This window comes from Campylobacter showae (assembly GCF_004803815.1).
GTDB classification, from domain to species: Bacteria; Campylobacterota; Campylobacteria; order Campylobacterales; family Campylobacteraceae; genus Campylobacter_A; species Campylobacter_A showae.
In genome coordinates this window covers 1,311,483-1,332,116 of sequence record NZ_CP012544.1, presented here as the reverse complement: position 1 = coordinate 1,332,116, position 20,634 = coordinate 1,311,483, and the positions used below count along the sequence as shown (strand labels likewise).

Genomic DNA, 20,634 nt, shown 5'->3' with positions numbered 1-20,634 from the left:
TCTGATAAAAATCAAACGCAAAGCGCAGTAAGCGCTATAAAGCCGTCTGCTCCTGCAAAACTAATATCGCACGGCTCAAATCAAGGAAATGCGCATAAAATAAATCTATAAAAACAGCGTGAGCAAAACGGCGGGTAAAAGTTTGCTCACTTTTTAAATAAATCTTTATTGTTTGGGTTTGACATTAGCGCCGACATTGATTTTTCGAGCTGGCTTTTTTGAGTTTTGTATACGGAAAAATTTACTAAAATCGGGCTGTTTTCTACTAAAATTTGAACGATAGCTCCAAGCGGGAAACTAACGACGCTAGCAAAATTTTCCTTACCAAAACCCGCCTCGAAGCTCAGCTCCTCCGGCGTGAGTTTGGCGCTGCTAAAAGTATAGCCCGCAAGCGTAAAAACAATAACGGGAGCTGTAAAAGTGCTCTTAATGTACTCCGGCAGCTCGGGGTTAAATTTAACCAGATCAAGGTTGGCCATCGCCGAAAAGGAGCGGTCGTTTTTTAGCAGATACTCCACGCACTCAAAAACGTGCTCCTTCATTATCGCCGCAAATCTCTCGTCGTCTAAAATCTCATCAAGCATTTTGCCTCCTTTTGTGCCTTTTCTCAAATTTACTGTCCGCAGTCGTGCCGAATTTGGCTTCAAATAAACGCAAAATTTAGCTTCAAATTTATTGCTGTCCCTGACTCGGTTCGGCTCGTCAAATTTGCCCACGCTTTTAAATTTACTCCCCAAAACGCGTCAAATTTATGCCCGTTACGCCTCCTGGCAAAACTCCTCCACTAGCTTTCTAACCTCGTTTATACCGATCTGCCAAAACGCAGCGTCCTCGATATCAAAGCCAAACATCCCGACCAGCTCTTTTGGCGATCGCGAGCCGCCCGCGCTTAAAAACTTGGTGTAAATTTGCGTGAAATTTTCGCATTTGCCGCTTTTATAAAGCCCAAAAATCGCCAGCACCAAAAGCTGCGCGTAGGAGTAGGCGTAGCAGTAAAACGGCGTATGGATGAAGTGCGGGATGTAACTCCACCAAATTTTATAGTAGTCGTTTAGCGCGACGCTTTGCCCGAACATCTTAGCACTCTCCTCAAGCCAAATTTTATTTAGCTCCTCGGCGCTGATCTCGCCCTCATGCGCGTGAACTCGGCGCTCAAAGGTAGTGAAGTTTATCTGGCGGTAGAGCGTGGCGAAGATATCCTCGATCTTGCCGGCGAGTAGGGCGGTTTTTTCTCTGCCTTTTAGCGTGCTTTTGACGTGATCAAAAACCAGCATCTCGCAAAAGACCGATGCTGTTTCTGCCGTAGTTAGCGGCGTGTCGGCGTTTAGAAATCCGACGCTTTCATAGGCTAGATTTTGATGCGCGGCGTGACCTAGCTCGTGCGCTAGTGTAAAAAGATCCCGCCTCTCGTCGGTGTGGTTTAAAAGCACGTATGGATGGGCTTTTGCGACGCCTGATTGCGAAAAGGCGCCGCCTCGTTTATTTTCGGCCGGATAAACGTCGATCCAGCCCTCTTTAAACGCGCGAGCGGCTATCTCGCCGAATTTCGGGCTAAATTTAGAAAAAGTCTCAAGCACGATTTTTTTGCATTCGTCAAATTTATAAATGCTCTTGCTCTCGCCCAGCGGCGCGTATCTATCGTAGTCGTAGAGCTTTTTAAAGCCTAAAATTTTGCGCTTTTTTTCGTAAAATTTAATCGGCAGATCAAAGCTCGTCTCGGCGGCCTTTATGAGCGCGTCCACGCTAGCCTTGGTCGTTTGGTTTGAAAAATGCCGAGGACTTTCTGGCAGATCAAATTTCCGCAGTTCGCAGCTAGTTTTTAGGCTGGTTTTGATCATATTATAGATGTAGCTAAGTAGATGCTGCTGGGGCGCTAAGCCGCCAGAGAGGCTCTTTGCGGCTGCTTTTCGCTCGGCTCGGTCTGGGCTGTGAAGCTTGGATAAGATCTCCTCTTCGCCCAGCATTTTGCCTTTAAATTTAAACTTAAGCGCGCTTAGTGTCTCGTCAAAAAGCCGCGAAAAACCTTCCGCGCCCGTGTTTGCCGTGCGCAGTAAAATTTGCTCCTCTTTTAGGCTTAGCTGGTGGGCTTTTTCTTTTGCGATACTATCTAGATAGTAGCCAAGCCTAGCACTTTTGGCGATGATTTTGTTTTGTCTGGCTTCGTCAAATTCGTTAAATTTAAGCTCAAAAAATAACAGATGATTTTGCGCTTTTGAGCTAAGCTCGTCAAATTTGGCGTAAAACGCGCCCTTTGAGGTGTCTTTTGAGAAAACTAGGCTCACGTAAATTTGTACGCGAGCGATGTTTTCTAACAAATTTTCATACTCGTTAAGCGCGGAAAAAAACTCCTCGTCGCTTAAATTTAAGAACTTATCCGAGTATTTCGCCTCAAATTTTTCGCACTCTTTTTGTAACGAAAGAGCCGAAATCTCCAGCTCTTTTTCGTTTTTAAAAAGCGGGGTCAAGTCCCAAACGTTCATTTTGCGACCTTAAATTTACTCTACGGTTTCTGAGGCTACGGCGGTGAAAAGTACGTCAGACGCGCTGTTTACGGCTGTTTCTACCGAGTCTTGTATCACACCGATGATAAATCCTACGCCGACAACTTGCATCGCGATGTCGTTACCGATACCAAATAGCGCGCAAGCAAGCGGCACGAGTAGTAGCGAACCGCCCGCGACGCCTGAAGCTCCGCACGCGCCAAGGGCTGAGATAAAGCAAAGCAGTAGCGCGTCGCCAAAATCAACCGTGATAGACGGGATCGAGTTTACCGCCGCAAGCGCCAAGATACCGATAGTTACGGCTGCGCCGCCCATGTTTATAGTAGCTCCTAATGGGATAGAGATCGAGTAGAGCTCTTCTTTTAGCCCTAGTTTTTTGCAAAGCGCCATATTTACGGGGATATTTGCCGCCGACGAACGAGTGAAAAACGCCGTAACCGCGCTCTCTCTAACGCAAGTCATAACAAGCGGATAAGGGTTTTTCTTGGTGACTACAAACACCATCGCAGGGTAAACGACGAAGGAAACGAAAGCCATCGCGCCTACTAGAACTAGGATCAGTTTTAGGTAGCCCGCAAGCGCCTCAAAGCCCGTCTCGTGGATACTGATAGTAACTAGACCAAAGATACCAAACGGCGCAAGGCGGATGATAAATCTAACGATTTTAGTCACGCCGTCGCTAACGTCTTGGAATACTTTTTTAGTTTCTTGCGTGCAAAATCTCATCGCGATACCGCCGCCCACGGCCCAAGTGATGATGCCGATGTAGTTGCCCGTAGATAGCGCGGTGATAGGGTTTTGAACCATTTTAAAGATGAGGTCTTTTAAGACGTCCACGATGCCTTGCGGAGCGCTCATATTTGCGCTCTCGACGCCTTTTAGCACGAGCTCCATCGGGAAAAGAAAGCTAGCTACGACCGCTACCACGGCAGCCAAAAACGTGCCGACTAGGTAAAGCGTAACTACCTTTTGCATGCCTTTTGCGTGGCCGAATTCTTTTACGATGATAGATGTCGCAACTAGTACGAAAACAAGGATAGGCGCGATAGCTTTAAGCGCGCCGACAAATAGATTTCCCAAGACCGCGATAGAGTTTGCGACCGAATTTGCCACATCGGTTAGGTCTTTTTTTGCTGCGGCTAATTGCGCTGCGTCGCTCACGCCTTTTGCGATTAGTTCGTTATAGGGAGCCGCCTGATAGTGCGTCCAAAAGCCGATAACGGCGCCTAGAGCTATGCCGATCAAAATTTGAACGATCAAATTTCCGTCGGCGAACCTTTTTGCCAGTTTGCTAAACATTCTAGTGTCCTTGCCTTAAAATTTAATATTAGTTTAGGATTATAGCCGAATTTACGCGGAATTTACAAGCTTTGAGCGAGATTAATTTGAATTTTATTATGAAATGTTACAATTGCGAGATTAATTTTCATAAAGGAAAAGCATGTATTTATTTACTTCAGAGGTTGTGAGCCCGGGTCACCCGGATAAATGCGCCGACATCATCGCCGATAGTATCGTCGATACGATCTTGATGCAAGACCCAAACGGTCGCGTCGCCAGCGAAGTTTTTGTCGCTGGTAAAAACATTATAATAGGCGGCGAAATAAACTCAAAGGTTAAGTTAAGTTTCAAAGACTACGAAGGTATCGTTAAAAACGCACTGGCTAAAATCGGCTACGACGGCAAGTCTAAATTTACGAAAGAGCAGTGCCTACACCCAGACGACGTCGAGATAAAAGTCTGCATAAATCAGCAAAGTGCCGATATAAACCAAGGCGTCGATCAAGAAGGCGGCGAGATAGGCGCCGGGGATCAGGGCATAATGTTTGGCTTTGCTAGCTGCGAAGCGAACGAATATATGCCAGCAGCCATAACCTACGCCAGAATGCTTTGCGATAAGGTTTATAAATTTGCCAAGGCTAATCCCGATAAACTGGGCGTCGATATCAAAACTCAGGTCACCGTAGACTACGGTACCAAAGACAACTTTGAAAACTGCAAACCTCAAAGCATCCATACTATCGTTGTTTCGGCCCCTTGCGTCGAGACGATGAAGATAGAGGAGCTACGCGCTCTAGTGCAAACTCTCATAGACGATGCGGGCTTGCCAAAGGGGCTTTATGATAAAAGCAAAACTCTTATCTACATCAACCCGACCGGCCGATATGTAAATCACAGCTCGCTTCACGACAGCGGACTAACGGGCCGCAAGCTCATCGTAGATAGCTTTGGCGGATATAGCCCGATAGGCGGCGGCGCGCAAAGCAGTAAAGACTACACGAAAGTCGATCGCAGCGGTCTTTACGCGGCGCGCTGGATAGCTAAAAACATCGTAGCTGCAGGCCTTGCTAAAAAATGTATCGTCCAGCTAAGCTACGCTATCGGTATGGCAAAGCCAACCTCTGTGAGCGTCGATACGATGGGCACGCAGATCGTGGGCGTAAACGACGATATGCTGTCAAACTTCGTTAGCGAAAATTTCGCCCTCACTCCGCGCTGGATCACGAATAAATTCGGCCTGGATAAACCTGGCAAGGATACGTTTTTATACGCTAAAGTAGCGGCCAAAGGTCAAGTCGGAAACGCCAAATATCCGTGGGAAAAGCTTGACGCGGTTGATACTTTTAAAGCTTTGATTAAATAAATCCTCAAGCCCGCTAAATTTAACGCGGGCTTAAATTTGCCCTCAAATTTAAGGCTTCGTATGAAATTTCGTCCCGCTTTATGTCTTAAATTTGCTTCAAAAACGCGCGACAAAATTTAAAGAGAGTTAAAATGCAAACGGCGACAAACCAAAACGGCAAAAACAAGATGCTTGGACTCGTTTTGCTCGGGCTTTGCGCTTTTTATTTTCTTTGCGCGCTAGGCATTTTTGTATTGCCTTTTAACGTGCCGGCGCGCTCCTCTTTGGCAAGAGATTTCGTGGAAGCTATGCTTAAAATTTACCCCGCAGTAGAGAGAGCCTTTACTCACGCTGATTTTACGCAAAAGGCAGCATTTTATATCGCTTATATGGGGATTATCAAGGTCGTCACGCTTGTCGGTTTCGTCGCGGCTTGCTTGCTATGCGGCAGTAAAGAAAATAAAGCTTACGCCTTAAAGATGATAATAAAAGAAAATCCTGTAAAAAGATTTTTTCTTTCTATTTTTATCATTTTTGTGAGCAGCTTTTTTGTGTATTGGGATTTTAGCGGTTACCACATCGGCTATCGTCATCCAAGATACTCGCCTGAATACGAATGGGTGTTGAGGTCTACCAGCGAGCTGTTTTGGCAGATGTGTATTGATTTTATGTTTGTAGTTTTTGTTGCAGCTTGTATATTTTACGTATCATTGCAAATTCGGTTGCTATTTCACAAGCGCAAAAACGCCTAAATTTAGCAAATTTATCTGAAAAATTTATCGAGCAAGCCTTGCTTTGGCGTTATTATCTCAGACGGCGAGCCGTTTACGCTGTGATAGATTACTTTGCCGTATTTCGTAGCGTAGTATTTGAGCAAATTTCGCTGCAAATTGGGCTCGGTGCTAGGCACGAACCAGCCGTTATTGGTCACTGCGATCATAACGTCAAATTTGCCCTCAAATAGCTCGTCTCGCGTCGCTTCGTAGCAGATCGCGTTTCTGATTTTTACGCCGTCTATCTCGTAGTCGCTCGGAGCGCTCGCCGTCTCAAAATCCTTCGCGCCGCCAAAAAATATTTTATTTATCAAATCACGCGCAAACGCCGGTAGCGGAATCTCCTCGCCAAAGGGCACTAGGATAAATTTATCCAGCCGCCGCATCTTGCCGCGGTCAAAGAAAAACGCCGAGTTGTAGTTTGTTCCGTTTTCGCGAGCTAGCGCGCCAGCGACGATAGCGATCTTTTGCGATTTTTCCAGCAGCTCGGAGATGAGATTTCGCTCGTGCGTCATATAAACGGGAAAGGCGCTCTCGGGTAAAATAACCGCTCTAAATCCCGCGCTTATCGCCTCATCAATGATATCTAAATTTTGATTTATAAACTCGTTTTTTAGCTGCTTTTGCCACTTTAGCTCTTGTGCGACTTCGGTGTTTGCAAGCTTCACTTCAAAAGGTAGAGTTTTAAAATTTGGCGTATCGTACTGAACGGTGCATGCTAAAAGCGCAACAAAAGCGATAAATTTGAGGCGGTTTTTGACGTAAAACAGGCACAAAATCGCAGCGAAAATAAACGCAAGGGCGAGCAAATTCGGCGCAAAAATTCCCGGCACGAAAATAGCCTCCAAATTTAGCCAATTAAAGCCGAATGGATGGATGTTTGAAACCAAGATAAGCAGCAAAGCCTTTAGCCAAATTTGAGCCGGGATGCCCGCTATCAAAAAAAGCGCGCCGTAAATCAGCCCGATAGCTAAAATCTCAAGCGGGATGAGGTAGCTAAGCTCGTAATAAACGAGACTAAAGTTAATCCAGTAAAACCAAATGATCCCGATAAAAAATCCCGTCCAAAAAAAGCCGCGGCGGTCAAATTTTAGTAGCAAATAAAAGCCCGCGATCGCAAAAAACGGCGAGATGAAATTTAAAATTTCGCCGCCTAAAAGATCGGCTAGTATAAAATTTGAGATTAAAATCGCGCCGACAAAGGCTTTTATTATAATTTTAGTGCTAAAATAAGGGCTTAAAATTTTTTTTATCAAGGAACCCCATGCAAGAAGGAAATTTCGTAGCTTCATTACTGCCTCTAGTCGTGCTTTTCGCGATATTTTATTTTTTGGTTATCAGACCGCAGCAAAAACAGCAAAAAGCTCATGCCGCGATGATAGCCGCACTCGAAAAAGGCGACAAGATCATAACTAGCGGCGGACTAATCTGCGAGGTGATAAAACCGGAAGATGATTTTATCAGAGTTAAGCTTAACGACGACGTAATCGTGCGCGTTTCACGCGAATTTATCGCGAGAAAAATAGAAAAAACAGAGACGAAAGCAAATGCGTAACGGCAAAATAACGTATAGGCTGATTATCTTTGCTTTGGCTTTGATTTTGGGCATTATATTTTCCGCGCCGTCGTTTACGGACAAGCTAGGCGGCTCTAAAATCAGTCTAGGACTTGATTTGCAGGGCGGACTTCATATGCTCCTTGGCGTCGAGACCGAGGAGGCCGTGCACTCAAAGATCAAATCTATAGCCGCTAGCGTGAACTATTTTGCGAAAAAAGAGGACGTTTTGATCGATAGCTTTAAGATCCGCGAAGACAAGGTGGACTTTGAGCTGCTTGATGCGGACGAAGCCGCTAAAATCGACGGTATGCTAAAGGATATCAAGGGTCTTAACGTACAAAAAGACGGTCTAAAATACTCTATCGGTTTAACCGACGCCGAGAAGGCCGAAACTATCGAATACGCGATAAATCAAGCGGTCGAAACGATCAGAAACCGTCTCGATCAGTTCGGTCTAGCCGAGCCTACGGTAGCAAGGCAGGGCAAGGATAATATCCTAGTCGAGCTTCCCGGTATCAAAACGGCAGCCGATGAGCAGCGCGCTCGCGATCTCATCGCAAAAGCCGCACACCTCCAGCTAATGGCCGTCGATGAAAAGCGCCAGTCGCAGGCAAACTCGATGAGCGAAGCCGAGGCTGAGAGTTACGGCGACATCATCTATCCGGACGTCAAAAACGAGCAAATAAAATACGTCGTAAAAAACATCCCCGTCCTTGACGGCGCGATGCTAACGGACGCTAGGGTTGCCTTTGATCAGCGCACAAACTCGCCTATCATCAGCTTTACTCTAAACGCCGAGGGAGCTAGAATTTTTGGCGATTTTACGGGCGCAAATGTGGGAAAACGTCTAGCTATCGTGCTTGACGGTAGGGTTTACTCTGCGCCGTCGATAAATGAGCGAATCGGCGGCGGAAGCGGTCAGATAAGCGGCGGATTTAGCGTTGAGGAGGCTCACGACGTAGCTATCGCGCTTAGAAGCGGCGCTCTTTTGGCTCCGGTAAAAATGCTAGAAAAGCGAAGCGTAGGACCGAGCCTGGGTGCAGATAGCATAAGACAATCTATGATCGCGCTAGCCTCGGCTTCGGTTTTGGTTGTGCTATTTATGATAGCTTATTACGGTTTTAGCGGCATTTTGGCAAATATCGCGCTTGTCGCAAATATCTTGATACTAGTCGCTGTGATGGCGATGTTCGGTGCCGCTCTAACGCTACCTGGAATGGCCGGTATAGTGCTAACTATCGGTATGGCGGTCGATGCTAACGTCATCATAAACGAGCGTATCAGGGAGCTGCTGCGCGACGGAGCTAGTATCGCAACAAGCGTGAAAAAAGGTTATGAGAACGCGATGAGCGCGATTATAGACGCAAATTTGACCACGCTTATTACCTCGGTAGTGCTTTACGCCTACGGTACGGGACCTGTTAAGGGCTTTGCCGTTACTATGGGTATAGGCATCATCGCTTCGATGATAACGGCGATCTTGGGTACTCACGGTATGTTTGATACGATTATAAATAAAATAGAAAAAAGCGGCAACACGCGGTTTTGGTTCGGTTATAAAAGGGTATAAATGCAATTTTTCTCAAAGGCACATGTTTATGATTTTATGAGCAAGCGCTACATCGCGCTCGGCATATCTGCTGTACTATTTTTTGGTTCGCTTTTTTTGATGGCGACGAAGGGCTTTAACTACGGCATCGACTTTTCTGGCGGTACGCTCATCCAGGTGAAATACGATAGTGCAGTCTCTTTAGATAAAATTCGCGCAGCTTTGGCAAAAAACGAAGCCTATAAAAACGCGAGCGTTACGGAATTTGGCTCGGCGGAGGAAGTTACGATTAGATTTTCGGGAGCAAGCTCAAATTTAGGTAGCGACGTCGGAGCTAGCGTAGCTGAGCTTTTAAAAGATACGGGCAAATTTGAGATCCGCCGTACGGACGTGGTCGGGCCTAAAGTCGGCGACGAGCTACGCGAAAAGGGAGTGATGGCGCTTGCGATCTCGCTCGTGGGTATTTTGATCTACATCGCGTTTAGATTCGAGTGGAGATTTGCGATGGCGGCGGTTGCTTCGGAGATTCACGACGTCGTGATCACGATGGGCGCGATCAGTTTTTTTGCTATCGACGTAAATTTGGACACTCTCGCGGCGATCCTTACGGTCGTGGGCTACTCGCTAAACGATACGATTATCGTCTTTGACCGCATTAGAGAGAATATAAAAACCAGCAAGAGTACGCATCTTGATACGATAATAAACGAATCAGTCTCCGCGACGCTAACTAGAACGATACTCACATCGGGCACCACGCTCATCACGGTCGTCGTGCTATTTTTGTTCGGCGGAGATATGATACACGGATTTTCTTTGGCATTGATAGTGGGCATAGTCATCGGTACGCTTAGTTCGATATTCGTCGCTGCGCCTATGCTTTTGTGGTTTAAATTTAGCGTGGAGAAATACCGCGCGATGGAAGCGGAAAAGGCGCGCGTACAAAGAGAGAAAGACAAGCAACGCGCGATGTTTGAAAAAGGCACTATATAAGGAGATGCGATGAACTGGGGCAAGGTTGTTTATATATTTTTCGCGCTTATGAGCCTGACGACGACAGCGGGGTTTTTATACGATAAAAACGAGATTGCGCTATTTGTAGCGGCGAGCGTAAACGTGATCTCAACGCTGCTAAAAATCGGCGTCAAAAATGTCTTTGCCGCAGAGCTTTTTGCTAGCTCGCTGGTGGCCGACTTGCATCTTATTCCGGCTTTTGTGCTGCTTCAGGTAAACGGTAACGCGCATATGGCGTATTCGCTATCGATCGGCGCCGCGATAGCAAACGTCTTTTCTTTGGCGCTTGTTCTGGTCGAGTCCGGTAAGACGCAAGAAGAATTTTAGGAGTAAAAATGAGTGAAAATTTAAAATACGAGCCGGCGAAAATAGAAAAAAAATGGCAAGAAATTTGGAGTAAAAACGGCGAATTTGAGCCCAAAGACGACTATAGCCTGCCTAAAAAATATATCCTAAGCATGTTTCCGTATCCTAGCGGACGTATCCATATGGGGCACGTTAGAAACTACACCATCGGCGATGCCTTGGCTCGCTACTACCGCAAGCACGGCTACAACGTCCTTCATCCGATCGGCTTTGATAGCTTTGGTATGCCTGCAGAAAATGCAGCGATAAAGCACAAAATCCATCCTAAAATTTGGACTTACGAAAATATAGACTATATGCGCGGCGAGCTTGAGACGCTAGGACTTAGCTTTTCTAAAAAGCGCGAATTTGCGACTTCTGATCCGCTTTATACTAAATTTGAGCAAGAATTTTTCATCAAAATGTATGAAAAAGGGCTGGTTTACCGCAAAAGCGCGGTCGTAAACTGGTGCGAATACGACCAGACCGTGCTTGCCAACGAGCAGGTTGAAGACGGATGCTGCTGGAGATGCGGAAACGCCGTCATCCAGCGCGAGCTACCTGGCTACTACTTAAAGATCACCGATTATGCGCAGGAGCTACTGGACGACCTAAAGTGCCTTGAAGGCAAATGGCCGTCCCAAGTGCTCACGATGCAGGAAAACTGGATCGGCAAGAGCTTTGGCTTAGAGTTTAAATTTGAGCTTGACGAGGAGTCGAAGCAAATTTTAGAAGACGGCGAGCAGATAGAGGGGTTTGGGGTATTTACTACCCGCCCGGATACGATTTACGGCGTTAGCTATGCAGCTCTAGCGCCTGAGCATAAGATCGTAAAGAGGCTACTTGACGGCGGTAAGCTTGAGGTGGCCAAAGCCGAGAGAATCAGAAAAATTTTAAACCAAAGTCCGCGCGAACGCCAAGCTAGCGAAAAAGACGGCCTGTTTTTAGGTATAAACGTCGTGCACCCGCTAACCGGAGAAAAAGTTCCGGTTTGGGTGGCAAATTTCGTCCTAGCAGACTACGGTAGCGGCGCGGTTATGGCGGTGCCGGCTCACGACGAGAGAGACTACGAGTTTGCGAGTAAATTTGACCTGCCGATAAAGTGGGTGGTTAAGCCTGCGCAGGGCGAATTTGAGGGCGGCAAGGCGCTAACGGAATACGGAATATCTATAAATTCGCCGCTCATAAATGGTCTTAGCAGTGAAGAGGCAAAGCTAAAAATCATAGAAAAATTTGAAGCGGATAAGATCGGCAAACGGGTCGTAAATTTTAAAATCCGCGACTGGGGTATCTCTAGGCAGCGCTATTGGGGCGCGCCGATACCGATGGTGCACTGCAAGTGTTGCGGCGTCGTGCCTGAAAAGATCGAAAATCTGCCAGTGACGCTACCTGATGACGTGCAGATAACAGGCGAGGGAAATCCGCTCGATAAACACGAGAGCTGGAAACACGTCAAATGCCCAAAATGCGGCGGCGAGGCCGTTCGCGAGACCGATACGATGGATACGTTTTTTGAGAGCAGCTGGTATTTTGCTAGATACGCGAGCGACGAAAAAACGTGGCAGGAACGCGCATTTGACGCTAAAAGCGTGAATTATTGGATGAATGTGGATCAGTACATCGGTGGTATCGAGCACGCGATCTTGCACCTGCTTTACGCGAGATTTTTCCAAAAGGCCTTACGAGATCTAGGCTACCTCAGAGACGACGAGCCGTTTGAGCGCCTGCTCACTCAAGGCATGGTGCTAAAAGACGGCAAAAAAATGAGCAAAAGCAAGGGCAACGTGGTTGATCCAGATGACATCATACATAAATACGGCGCCGATACGGCGAGGCTTTTTATCCTATTTGCCGCGCCTCCGCAAAAAGAACTTGAGTGGAACGACAGCGCTGTCGAGGGTGCCTTTAGATTTTTAAACCGCTTGTACGAACGAAGCTCGGGCGTAAAAAGATGCATGCAAATCCCGCAGATAGCGCACGCAAATTTGAGTAAAGAAAAAAAATACGCACGTATGAAGGTTTACGAGGCGCTTAAAAAATCAAACGACGTTTATGAGGAAAATTTTACCTTTAATACCCTAATCGCTGCTTGCATGGAAGCTCTAAACGCCGTAAATGCGCAGGATAATCAGGATGTGACGACAGAAGCGTTTTTCATTATCTTAAATTTGCTCGAGCCTATCGTGCCGCACGTTGCAAACGAGCTTAGCGAGAGGTTATTTAGCAGGGCAAATTTTACGAAAATAGAAATTTTAGACGAGGTTTTCGAAAAAGATAGCTTAAATTTGGCTATCACAGTTAACGGCAAGAGACGCGGCGAATTTGAAGCGCCAAGCAGCGCGAGCGATGACGAGATTTTGGCTCTAGCTAGACAAAGCGCGGCTAAATGGCTAGAAAGAAAAGAAATAATCAAACAAATTTACGTGAACGGCAAACTCGTAAATTTCGTAATAAAAGGCTAAATCGTGAAGATAAAATTTTTACTACTTTTGGCGACTTTCATCTTGGTTGGATGCGGCTATAAGCCCGTCTCAAAGATCACGAACGACATAATGGGCGACCGTGTATACGTAAACGTGCTAATAAGCAAAGAAGAGCCTAAAAACAGCGTTTGGATCAAAGATAGCGTACTAGAGGGTATCGTAACAAGGCTAGGTAAACGCATAAGCTACGATAAAAACGAGCCAACCACCATAACCGTCTCGATCAAATCGCTTAACTATCAAGCGTTGTTATACGATGAAAATGGCTATGTAACTTCGTATAAAGCGATACTAGCGCTAAATTTCGACACTAAGTTAAAAGGCGGCAAAACGCTATCGGTGACGACTTCGGGCGAGCACGACTTTACAGTTTCCCAAAAAGTAAGGGATACTAGATTTGCCGACGGCGTTATCAGCGAGAGCGAAAAATATAACGCTATAAAAGAGGCTTCGCAGGAGGCTTTTGACGAATATATCGCCGTGCTTGCGGTAAAAGGGCTAAAAAATGGCGACTAGCGTCAGCCAAGTCATAAAAGAATCAATCCAGACCATGAAAGAGCGAGGGCTCATGTTAACTCCGGATAACTACGCCGAGGTTTTTTGCGAGATAGCGAAAAAAAACGGCGTAATAGTGCCTGATTGTCAGAAGCTTGAAAAATACTCGGCTCGCCTAAACGATGAGCTTAAAGCGCAGCTAAAACAAAAAAACGTAAGAAACTTGGACGAGCTTTTTGCTTTTATGGCGGCTAGGCTAAATTCGCCCGGCCTAGCCGAGTATCCAAAACTAATAAATGCACTCGTAGCTATGAATAAAAAGGTTTTTCAGGCCGTAGCTTCGTTGCACAATAAAAATGCTAAAAATTTAGCCGAAGCAAGCTCGGAAGCCCTAAATAGAAGACTAGATGCGCAAGCCATAGATAGAATAAAAGACAAATGGTTCGATTTTTTAACCGATTACGACGATAGTTTTTTGAAAAGGTTAGGCGTTTACGGCGTTAAAAATTTTAGTGACCTGAGAGATATCGTTAGCGAGCTTGAAGATGTTTTGACGAAAGAGCAGGCTTGCGAAAAACTAGTTCCGCTCGTATCGGATATGCTAAGACCTTCTATTACCGATAAAATCGACGGCGAAATAGAAAAAGTAAATAAAATTTTAAAAAGCGATCCAAAGCTTTTAGAAGATTTCTCGGTTAGAAAAAATATAGAAAATTTGACCAAAAAGCGTATCGAGCTTGATAGGGCCGAGGTTTCTACGAAAGTCGGATCGCTAGATAAGGTTTTGGATGGCATAAACGAGCAAATAGCAAGCCTAATCAGCAGTTCTTCTAAGAGCTCGAGCCAGATGCAGTTTATCAAAAACGATCTGAATTCGATAAATTTAAACGAAGATAGTTTTGAGGGGATCAGGGATAAGTTAAAAAATATCGCCGATACCTTGGACGTTGAGGTTAAGCAATTGGGCGAGCAGATGCTAAGCGATCAGCAAACTATAAAAGAGTTACAAGCAAAAGTGAGCAAGCTGGAAGTAGAGCTAGAAAGCGCGAAAGCCGAGAGTAAAGAGGATTTTTTAACTAAAACAGCGACTAAAAAAGCGTTAATGGAAGAGCTTGGGCGTTTAGAGATTGATTTTTTACAACAAAATGCCGACTATGCCGTGTGTTTTTTTGACATAGATCATTTTAAAAATATAAACGATATATACGGGCACGACGCCGGCGACGTAATAATAGCAAGCGTAGGAAAAACTCTTAGGGGTAACTCTAGGGAAGTCGATTTCGTAGCTAGATACGGCGGCGAGGAGTTTGTGGTTTTGTTGCCGGGGTTTGATATAGCACAGAGTATAGAGTTTGCGGACAAGGTGCGCGATGTGCTCAAAAACTCCAAATTTTTATACAAAGACGAGCGCATTAGCGTTACGGTGAGTTGCGGCGTTGCTATACGCAGCCAAAATCAAAGTCAAGCAGCCGTATTAGAAGCTTCGGATAAAATGCTATATCAGGCCAAGCAAAACGGCAGAGATCAGGTAATGCCTAAAATTTAATGAAACTAGAAGATTTTTTAGAAAACAAACCCCTTTTTTATAAGGAAATCAACCGCGCGCGCATGCCAAACACCTTTAAATTCGTACAAGGCGCATTTAAAATACCAAAAATCATCCATATTATCGGCACGAACGGCAAGGGCAGCACGGGGCGATTTTTAGCGCAGATGCTCGCTCGCAGCCATAGCGTCGGACACTATACTAGCCCGCATATTTTCGAGTTTCGCGAGAGATTTTGGATGAACGGCGCCGTAGCTAGCGCGGACGCGCTCGAGACGGCTCATGAGAAGCTGATTAAAATTTTGCCTGCCGAGGTCGCGCGCTCGCTTTCGTATTTTGAGTACGCGACGATGCTTTGCGCTACGCTTTTTGAGGGGTGCGACTTTTTCGTCTGCGAGGCTGGCGTAGGCGGCGAATTTGACGCTACGAACGTATTTGACAAGCACCTTAGCCTCTTTACTCCGATCGGCTTTGATCACACGGCGCTGCTTGGTGACACGCTAGAGCAGATCGCGACTACCAAATTTAACGCAATGGCGGACGTTGCTTTGATGAACGACGATATGAGCGAGCTTTGCGTCGGTATCGCGCGAAAAATCGCCGCTAAAAAAGGCGCGACGCTTAAATTTGCGTCTGAAAATTTAAGCGACGATGATAAAAACGAGATTAAAATTTATGCGGAAAAATTCGGCTTGCCCGAGTTTTTACGTTCAAATTTAACCCTTAGCTCTTCGGCGTTTAAGGAGCTTGGATTTAGCTTAAATTTATCAAATTTAGGTGCGCTAGATCTTAGCGGACGCTGCGAAAAGATCGCGCCAAACGTCACGATCGACGTCGGGCATAACGAGATGGCGGCGCAGGCTCTAGCTAAAAAATTTGAGGACAAAAAGCTAAATTTGATCTTTAACGCCTTTGCCGATAAGGACATAAAAGCCGTCCTAAAGGCGATCAAGCCGATCGTCAAAAAGACCTACATCATCGAGTACGAGACGCCGGGCCGCGAGCTTGCGACGGCGCAGGTGAAAGAGGCTTTGCGCCAGCTAGATATTGAGTTTGCGGACTTTACGGACGTGCGTGCGGACGAGGAGTATCTGGCGTTCGGGTCTTTTTACCTCGTGGAAGCCTTCCTAAAAAGGTACCGCGGTGCAAAGTGAGGTTTTTGAGTATTTTTTAAACGGAGGCGATGCGCAGCTACTCGTCTGCGAGGACGACAAGGAGGCCATCGCGGCTCTTAGCGCGGCGGAATTTGCCGGGCTTAAGGTATTTAGATTGCCTGATTTTAGAGCGCGCGAGGGCGATGATCTGCGCAGCTTTAGCGCCGAGCTTTTCGAGTTATCATCCGAGCTGGCCAAATTTTACGAATTTGAGGGCAAAAAGCTCCTCATCAGTCCCGTTTGCACGGTTCTAAACAAACTTCCCGGCAAAAAACACCTACAAAAACTTACTCTAAATTTCGGCGATAAAATCGATCCAAAAGAGCTAGCCCAAAAGCTACTGCGCTTTGGCTACGAGGCGGTGGGTATCGTGGAGAGCGAGGGCGAGTTTTGCGTTCGCGGCGAGATTATCGATATTTTTTGCGTCGGCGCGCAGGAGCCAAACCGTATTTTGCTTTTTGACGATGAGATAGAGAGCATCAGGCACTACAGCACGCAAACGCAAATTTCAAACAAAACCGAGCTAAAAAGCGTTGAAATTTCGCCTTTTATCGCGGCTCTGGGCGAAGCCGAATTTGAAAAAACCTTCGAAAAAATAAAAGAGATCGAGACCGACGCGCTAATCAGCGACCTAAAGACGCTCGGATTTTGGGCGATAGACGGCTTTATAGACTATACGCGCGAATTTAAAACGGTTTTGACGAAAAAATTTGACGGCTTTGAGCGGGGTCTAGGCGAGGTGGCAAATTTGCCCGTATTGCCCGCGGCTAAGGTTTATAAAGACCTAAGCGTAACTTTAAACGCCGATTTTTTCGAGCTTAATAAAAATAAAAAAATCAAGGTTTTAGCGCGTAACGAGGGGCTTTTTAACGCATTAAATTTAAGCGAATATAAAAACGTAGAGTTTGTGCAAACCCAGGCCGCGTTAAATTTGGTTTCACCGAGCGAGATCATCGTCTCGCTAAATAAATTTGAAAAGAAAAAGCGCGCCAAAAAACCGAGTCTAGCGATCGACGAACTAAAGGCGGGCGACTACGTCGTGCACGAGGAGTACGGCATCGGCAAATTTACGGGGCTTGAAAAGCTAACGGTGCTAGGCAGGACGCGCGAGTTTGTCGTCATCGTTTACCAAAACGAGGACAAGCTGCTTTTGCCCGTCGAGCATCTAAATTTGATCGACAGATACGTCGCGGGCAGTGGCAGTATCGCGGTTTTAGACCGCCTAGGCAAGGCAAATTTCGCCAAGATAAAAGAAAAAGTTAGAGCCAAGCTTTTCGTAATCGCGTCAAAGATTATTTCACTAGCCGCCCAGCGCGAGCTAATCCGCGGCGAAATCATCGAAAAAGAGGACGCAGAGTATCTAAATTTCTTGCAAAACGCGGGCTTTGCCTACACGAGAGATCAGGAGCGCGCATCAAGCGACATCGCAAACGACCTAAAAAGCGGCAAGGTGATGGACAGGTTGCTTAGCGGCGACGTGGGATTCGGTAAAACGGAAGTTGCGATGAACGCGATATTTAAGTGCGTAAAATCGGGCTTTCAGGCGCTATTTTTCGTGCCGACGACGCTTCTTAGCTCGCAGCATTTTAAGAGCCTAAAAGAGAGGCTGGGCAAATTTGACGTTAGCGTCTTTAAACTCGATCGCTTCACGAGCGCGAAGGAAAAAGCGGCCGCGGTAAAGGCGCTGGAGGCAGGGCAGCCTTGCGTTTGCGTGGGTACGCACTCGCTTTTATCGGTAAAGCCATCAAATTTAGGCCTCATCATCATTGATGAGGAGCATAAATTCGGCGTCAAGCAAAAAGAAAAACTAAAAGAAATTTCAAGCGCCTCGCACGTGCTATCTATGAGCGCGACCCCGATACCGCGTAGCCTAAACATGGCGCTTTCAAGCGTCAAGGGCTACTCGGTGCTACAAACTCCGCCAAGCTCGCGCCTAGACGTGCGAACCAGCGTGCGCGAGTGGGACGAAAAGGCGGTAAAAGAGGCAGTGATGCGCGAACTGCGCCGCGGCGGGCAAATTTTTTACATACACAACCACATCGCCACGATGCCTCAGGCAAAAAAGCAAATTTTAGACATCATGCCAAATTTACGCATCCTCACGCTGCACTCCAAGATCGACGCCAAGACGACCGAAGAGGAGATGATGAAGTTTGAAAACGGCGAATACGACGTGCTGCTAAGCACTAGTATCGTAGAAAGCGGCATACATCTGCCAAACGTAAACACCATCATCATCGAGGGCGCGAATAAATTCGGTATCGCAGACCTACATCAGCTACGCGGACGCGTTGGCAGGAGCGACAAGCAGGCGTATTGCTACTTCCTGGTCGAAGACAAAAACGCCCTAAGCGCAGACGCTCTAAAACGCCTAGTCGCGCTTGAGAGTAATTCGTTTTTGGGCTCGGGCAGCGTGCTAGCCTACCACGATCTAGAAATCAGAGGTGGCGGCAACCTAGTGGGCGAAGCTCAAAGCGGCCATATCGAGGCGATCGGCTACTCGCTCTATATAAAAATGCTTGAAGAAGAGATAAATAAACTACTAAATAAAGAGAGCTTTGAAAGTGCAAAAATCGATCTTAAACTCAGCATAAACGCGTTTTTAAACTCGGAGTTTATCGGCGAGGATAGGCTGCGCTTGGAGCTATATAGACGGCTTAGCAAGTGCAAAGAGGTTGCCGAGGTTTACGAGATAGAGGGCGAGATCGAGGATAGATTCGGCAAACCGGATATCTACACAAAGCAGTTTTTAAGCCTCATTATAATTAAAATTTTAGCGATAAAAGTAGGCTTTAAAGCCATCTCAAACGCCGAGCAAAATATCGTGCTAACCGCGCAAAACGGCGAACAAACCAGGCTAAAATCAAAGAGCAAAGACGATGATGACGTGATAGAGGAGATCTTGATCTATCTTAGAAAACTAAACAAAGGACGGGCGGAAAAATGATAGACTGGAATACGACTGCCGCAGCGATTTATAGGCGTAAATTTGGAGCATTAAAAGGTGTGATAGACGTTGATTTTACCCAGCTTGACGGGCTTATCGGGATCGAAAAGCAAAAAGAAGAGCTCGTGGAAAATACGCGCAAATTTTTAGAAGGCAAGGGTGCAAATCACGCGATACTGTGGGGCGCGCGAGGCTGCGGTAAAAGTAGCCTGGTTAAGGCCGTTTTTACTAAATTTTACCCGGAGGGCTTGCGGCTAATCGAGCTAAAAAACGACGAGCTGGAGATGATCCCCGAGATTATTTACGAGATTAGGGATAGCAGCTTTAAATTTATCATTTTTTGCGACGATCTTAGCTTTGAGGCGGGAGATATGAGCTACAAATTTTTAAAACCCGTGCTTGAGGGCTCGATCGAAAAAGCGCCTAAAAACGTGCTTGTTTATGCGACCTCAAACCGCCGCCACCTGATCAGCGAACTAAAAAGCGACAACGAGGGCGCGAAGGTCGGCGAGACGGAGCTGCACTATAGTGACGCGGTCGAGGAAAAGATCGCGCTTAGCGATAGATTCGGGCTTTGGCTCAGCTTTTATCAGGGCAGCTTTACGGACTATCTAAAGATCGTGGATTTTTATTTTAAAGATTTCGTTGGCGATAGAGCGATGCTTCACGAGCTAGCAAAGCAATACGCCCAGCTTCGCGCGAGCCGCTCGGGACGCACTGCGAGGCAGTTTTATCTAAGCTATAAAGATAAAATTTGATGGCAAATTTAACTAGAGTGGGCTTTGTGGGCGATATCGTCGGACGCGCGGGACGAAGCGCCGTGATGCAAAATTTGCCCAAATTTAAGCGCGAATTTGAGCTCGACTTTATCGTCGCAAATGCCGAAAACGCAAGCGGAGGCTTTGGTCTAACCGCCACAAACGCGCACGAGCTGCTAGGCTGCGGTATCGACGCGATCACGGGCGGAAACCATAGCTTTGATAAAAAAGACGTGGTTGCGCTGATGGACGCTCTGCCTATCATCCGCCCGTATAATCACTTCGCGGGAACTGCGGGGCGCGGAGCGATAAATTTTAGCAAAGATGGCAAGAGCCTAAGCGTGGTAAATTTGATGGGGCACTACGGCTTGCCGCATACGAACAACGCCTTTTTAGAAGCCGAGCGCGCGCTAGATGAGTGCGAGAGCGAAAATATCCTCATGGACTTTCACGCCGAGGCTACGAGCGAGAAAAATGCGTTTTTTAGGCTGTTTTGCGGGCGTGTGGGAGCCATAGCCGGCACCCACACGCACGTTGGCACCGATGATTTGCAAATAGTTAGCGGCACCGCATACGTGAGCGACGTCGGGCTTAGCGGGGCGTTTGACGGCGTCATCGGCATGGACGCGGAAGCGCCGGTGAAGAGCTTTTTAACGGGCCTTAAGCACTCGTTTAAGGTAAATGAAAAATGCAGACGGATTTTTCAAATGGTCGTGTTTGAATTTGACGGCGGGCGCTGCACGGACGCCTTTAAGATCCGCGTGATAGACGGCGTTGGCGAGCCTTTGGTACAGCGAGCGGTTAAATTTATATAAACGAGTTCAAATTTGAGCCACGCAAGGCTAGCGACGGCTTTTACTCAAATTTAAGCGCGGCGGCGTTTTGGAC

General features: G+C 46.6%; 17 protein-coding genes. 13 read left to right on the top strand and 4 right to left on the bottom strand.

From position 1 onward, the window contains the following. Positions 1 to 146: 146 nt before the first annotated feature. The 3 genes from CSHOW_RS06520 to sstT all read right to left on the bottom strand — a co-directional run bounded on the left by CSHOW_RS06520 (position 147) and on the right by sstT (position 3,800). On the bottom strand, positions 147 to 584 hold the full coding sequence (locus CSHOW_RS06520) for a hypothetical protein (protein WP_039895089.1): 438 nt from the start codon (positions 582 to 584) through the stop codon (positions 147 to 149). Positions 585 to 758: 174 nt separating this feature from the next. After that, on the bottom strand, positions 759 to 2,480 hold the full coding sequence (locus CSHOW_RS06515; protein WP_002946603.1) for a M3 family oligoendopeptidase: 1,722 nt from the start codon (positions 2,478 to 2,480) through the stop codon (positions 759 to 761). A gap of 15 nt (positions 2,481 to 2,495) precedes the next feature. After that, a complete protein-coding gene (gene sstT / locus CSHOW_RS06510) occupies positions 2,496 to 3,800 on the bottom strand; it encodes a serine/threonine transporter SstT (protein ID WP_002946604.1) in 1,305 nt (434 codons plus the stop codon). A 142-nt stretch (positions 3,801 to 3,942) separates the two neighbouring features. On the opposite strand from sstT, the gene metK reads away from it, so the two are divergent. Together metK and CSHOW_RS06500 are read left to right on the top strand one after the other, a co-directional pair. Continuing rightward, complete coding sequence (metK, locus tag CSHOW_RS06505; protein WP_002946606.1) at positions 3,943 to 5,145, top strand: methionine adenosyltransferase; 1,203 nt, start codon at positions 3,943 to 3,945, stop codon at positions 5,143 to 5,145. A gap of 131 nt (positions 5,146 to 5,276) precedes the next feature. Next, positions 5,277 to 5,876: a hypothetical protein gene (locus tag CSHOW_RS06500; protein ID WP_002946607.1), complete on the top strand. Its 600-nt coding sequence runs from the start codon at positions 5,277 to 5,279 to the stop codon at positions 5,874 to 5,876. An 11-nt stretch (positions 5,877 to 5,887) separates the two neighbouring features. Here the strand turns inward: CSHOW_RS06500 and CSHOW_RS06495 are convergent, their stop codons facing one another. Continuing rightward, entirely contained in the window at positions 5,888 to 7,189 is a 1,302-nt protein-coding gene (locus CSHOW_RS06495; RefSeq protein WP_002946608.1) for an apolipoprotein N-acyltransferase, read from the bottom strand. Here CSHOW_RS06495 and yajC point away from each other — a divergent pair. The 11 genes from yajC to CSHOW_RS06440 are packed head-to-tail and all read left to right on the top strand — an operon-like array spanning position 7,162 to position 20,561. Beyond that, positions 7,162 to 7,452 (top strand): preprotein translocase subunit YajC, encoded by a 291-nt coding sequence (yajC, locus tag CSHOW_RS06490; protein WP_002946610.1) that lies wholly within the window; start codon positions 7,162 to 7,164, stop codon positions 7,450 to 7,452. The genes CSHOW_RS06495 and yajC overlap by 28 nt on opposite strands. After that, positions 7,445 to 9,025: a protein translocase subunit SecD gene (secD, locus tag CSHOW_RS06485; protein WP_002946612.1), complete on the top strand. Its 1,581-nt coding sequence runs from the start codon at positions 7,445 to 7,447 to the stop codon at positions 9,023 to 9,025. Before yajC ends, secD begins: the two co-directional genes overlap by 8 nt. Beyond that, positions 9,026 to 9,997, top strand: coding sequence for a protein translocase subunit SecF (secF, locus tag CSHOW_RS06480; protein WP_002946614.1), 972 nt, complete (start codon positions 9,026 to 9,028; stop codon positions 9,995 to 9,997). 9 nt (positions 9,998 to 10,006) lie between these two features. Further along, positions 10,007 to 10,345, top strand: coding sequence for a DUF6394 family protein (locus CSHOW_RS06475; protein ID WP_002946615.1), 339 nt, complete (start codon positions 10,007 to 10,009; stop codon positions 10,343 to 10,345). Positions 10,346 to 10,353: 8 nt separating this feature from the next. Continuing rightward, positions 10,354 to 12,825, top strand: coding sequence for a leucine--tRNA ligase (gene leuS, locus CSHOW_RS06470; protein WP_002946617.1), 2,472 nt, complete (start codon positions 10,354 to 10,356; stop codon positions 12,823 to 12,825). 3 nt (positions 12,826 to 12,828) lie between these two features. Further along, positions 12,829 to 13,362, top strand: a complete 534-nt coding sequence (locus CSHOW_RS06465) for a putative periplasmic lipoprotein (RefSeq protein ID WP_002946618.1) — start codon at positions 12,829 to 12,831, stop codon at positions 13,360 to 13,362. Continuing rightward, entirely contained in the window at positions 13,352 to 14,887 is a 1,536-nt protein-coding gene (locus CSHOW_RS06460; protein ID WP_002946619.1) for a GGDEF domain-containing protein, read from the top strand. Before CSHOW_RS06465 ends, CSHOW_RS06460 begins: the two co-directional genes overlap by 11 nt. Next, positions 14,887 to 16,041 (top strand): folylpolyglutamate synthase/dihydrofolate synthase family protein, encoded by a 1,155-nt coding sequence (locus CSHOW_RS06455; protein WP_002946620.1) that lies wholly within the window; start codon positions 14,887 to 14,889, stop codon positions 16,039 to 16,041. Before CSHOW_RS06460 ends, CSHOW_RS06455 begins: the two co-directional genes overlap by 1 nt. Then, the gene (locus CSHOW_RS06450; protein WP_002946621.1) at positions 16,031 to 18,988 is read left to right on the top strand and encodes a DEAD/DEAH box helicase; all 2,958 of its coding nucleotides are present in this window, start codon (positions 16,031 to 16,033) and stop codon (positions 18,986 to 18,988) included. The genes CSHOW_RS06455 and CSHOW_RS06450 overlap by 11 nt, the downstream gene beginning before the upstream one ends. Further along, on the top strand, positions 18,985 to 19,746 hold the full coding sequence (locus tag CSHOW_RS06445) for an ATP-binding protein (RefSeq protein ID WP_002946623.1): 762 nt from the start codon (positions 18,985 to 18,987) through the stop codon (positions 19,744 to 19,746). Before CSHOW_RS06450 ends, CSHOW_RS06445 begins: the two co-directional genes overlap by 4 nt. Beyond that, positions 19,746 to 20,561, top strand: a complete 816-nt coding sequence (locus CSHOW_RS06440; RefSeq protein ID WP_002946625.1) for a TIGR00282 family metallophosphoesterase — start codon at positions 19,746 to 19,748, stop codon at positions 20,559 to 20,561. Before CSHOW_RS06445 ends, CSHOW_RS06440 begins: the two co-directional genes overlap by 1 nt. The last annotated feature ends 73 nt before the right edge of the window (positions 20,562 to 20,634 follow it).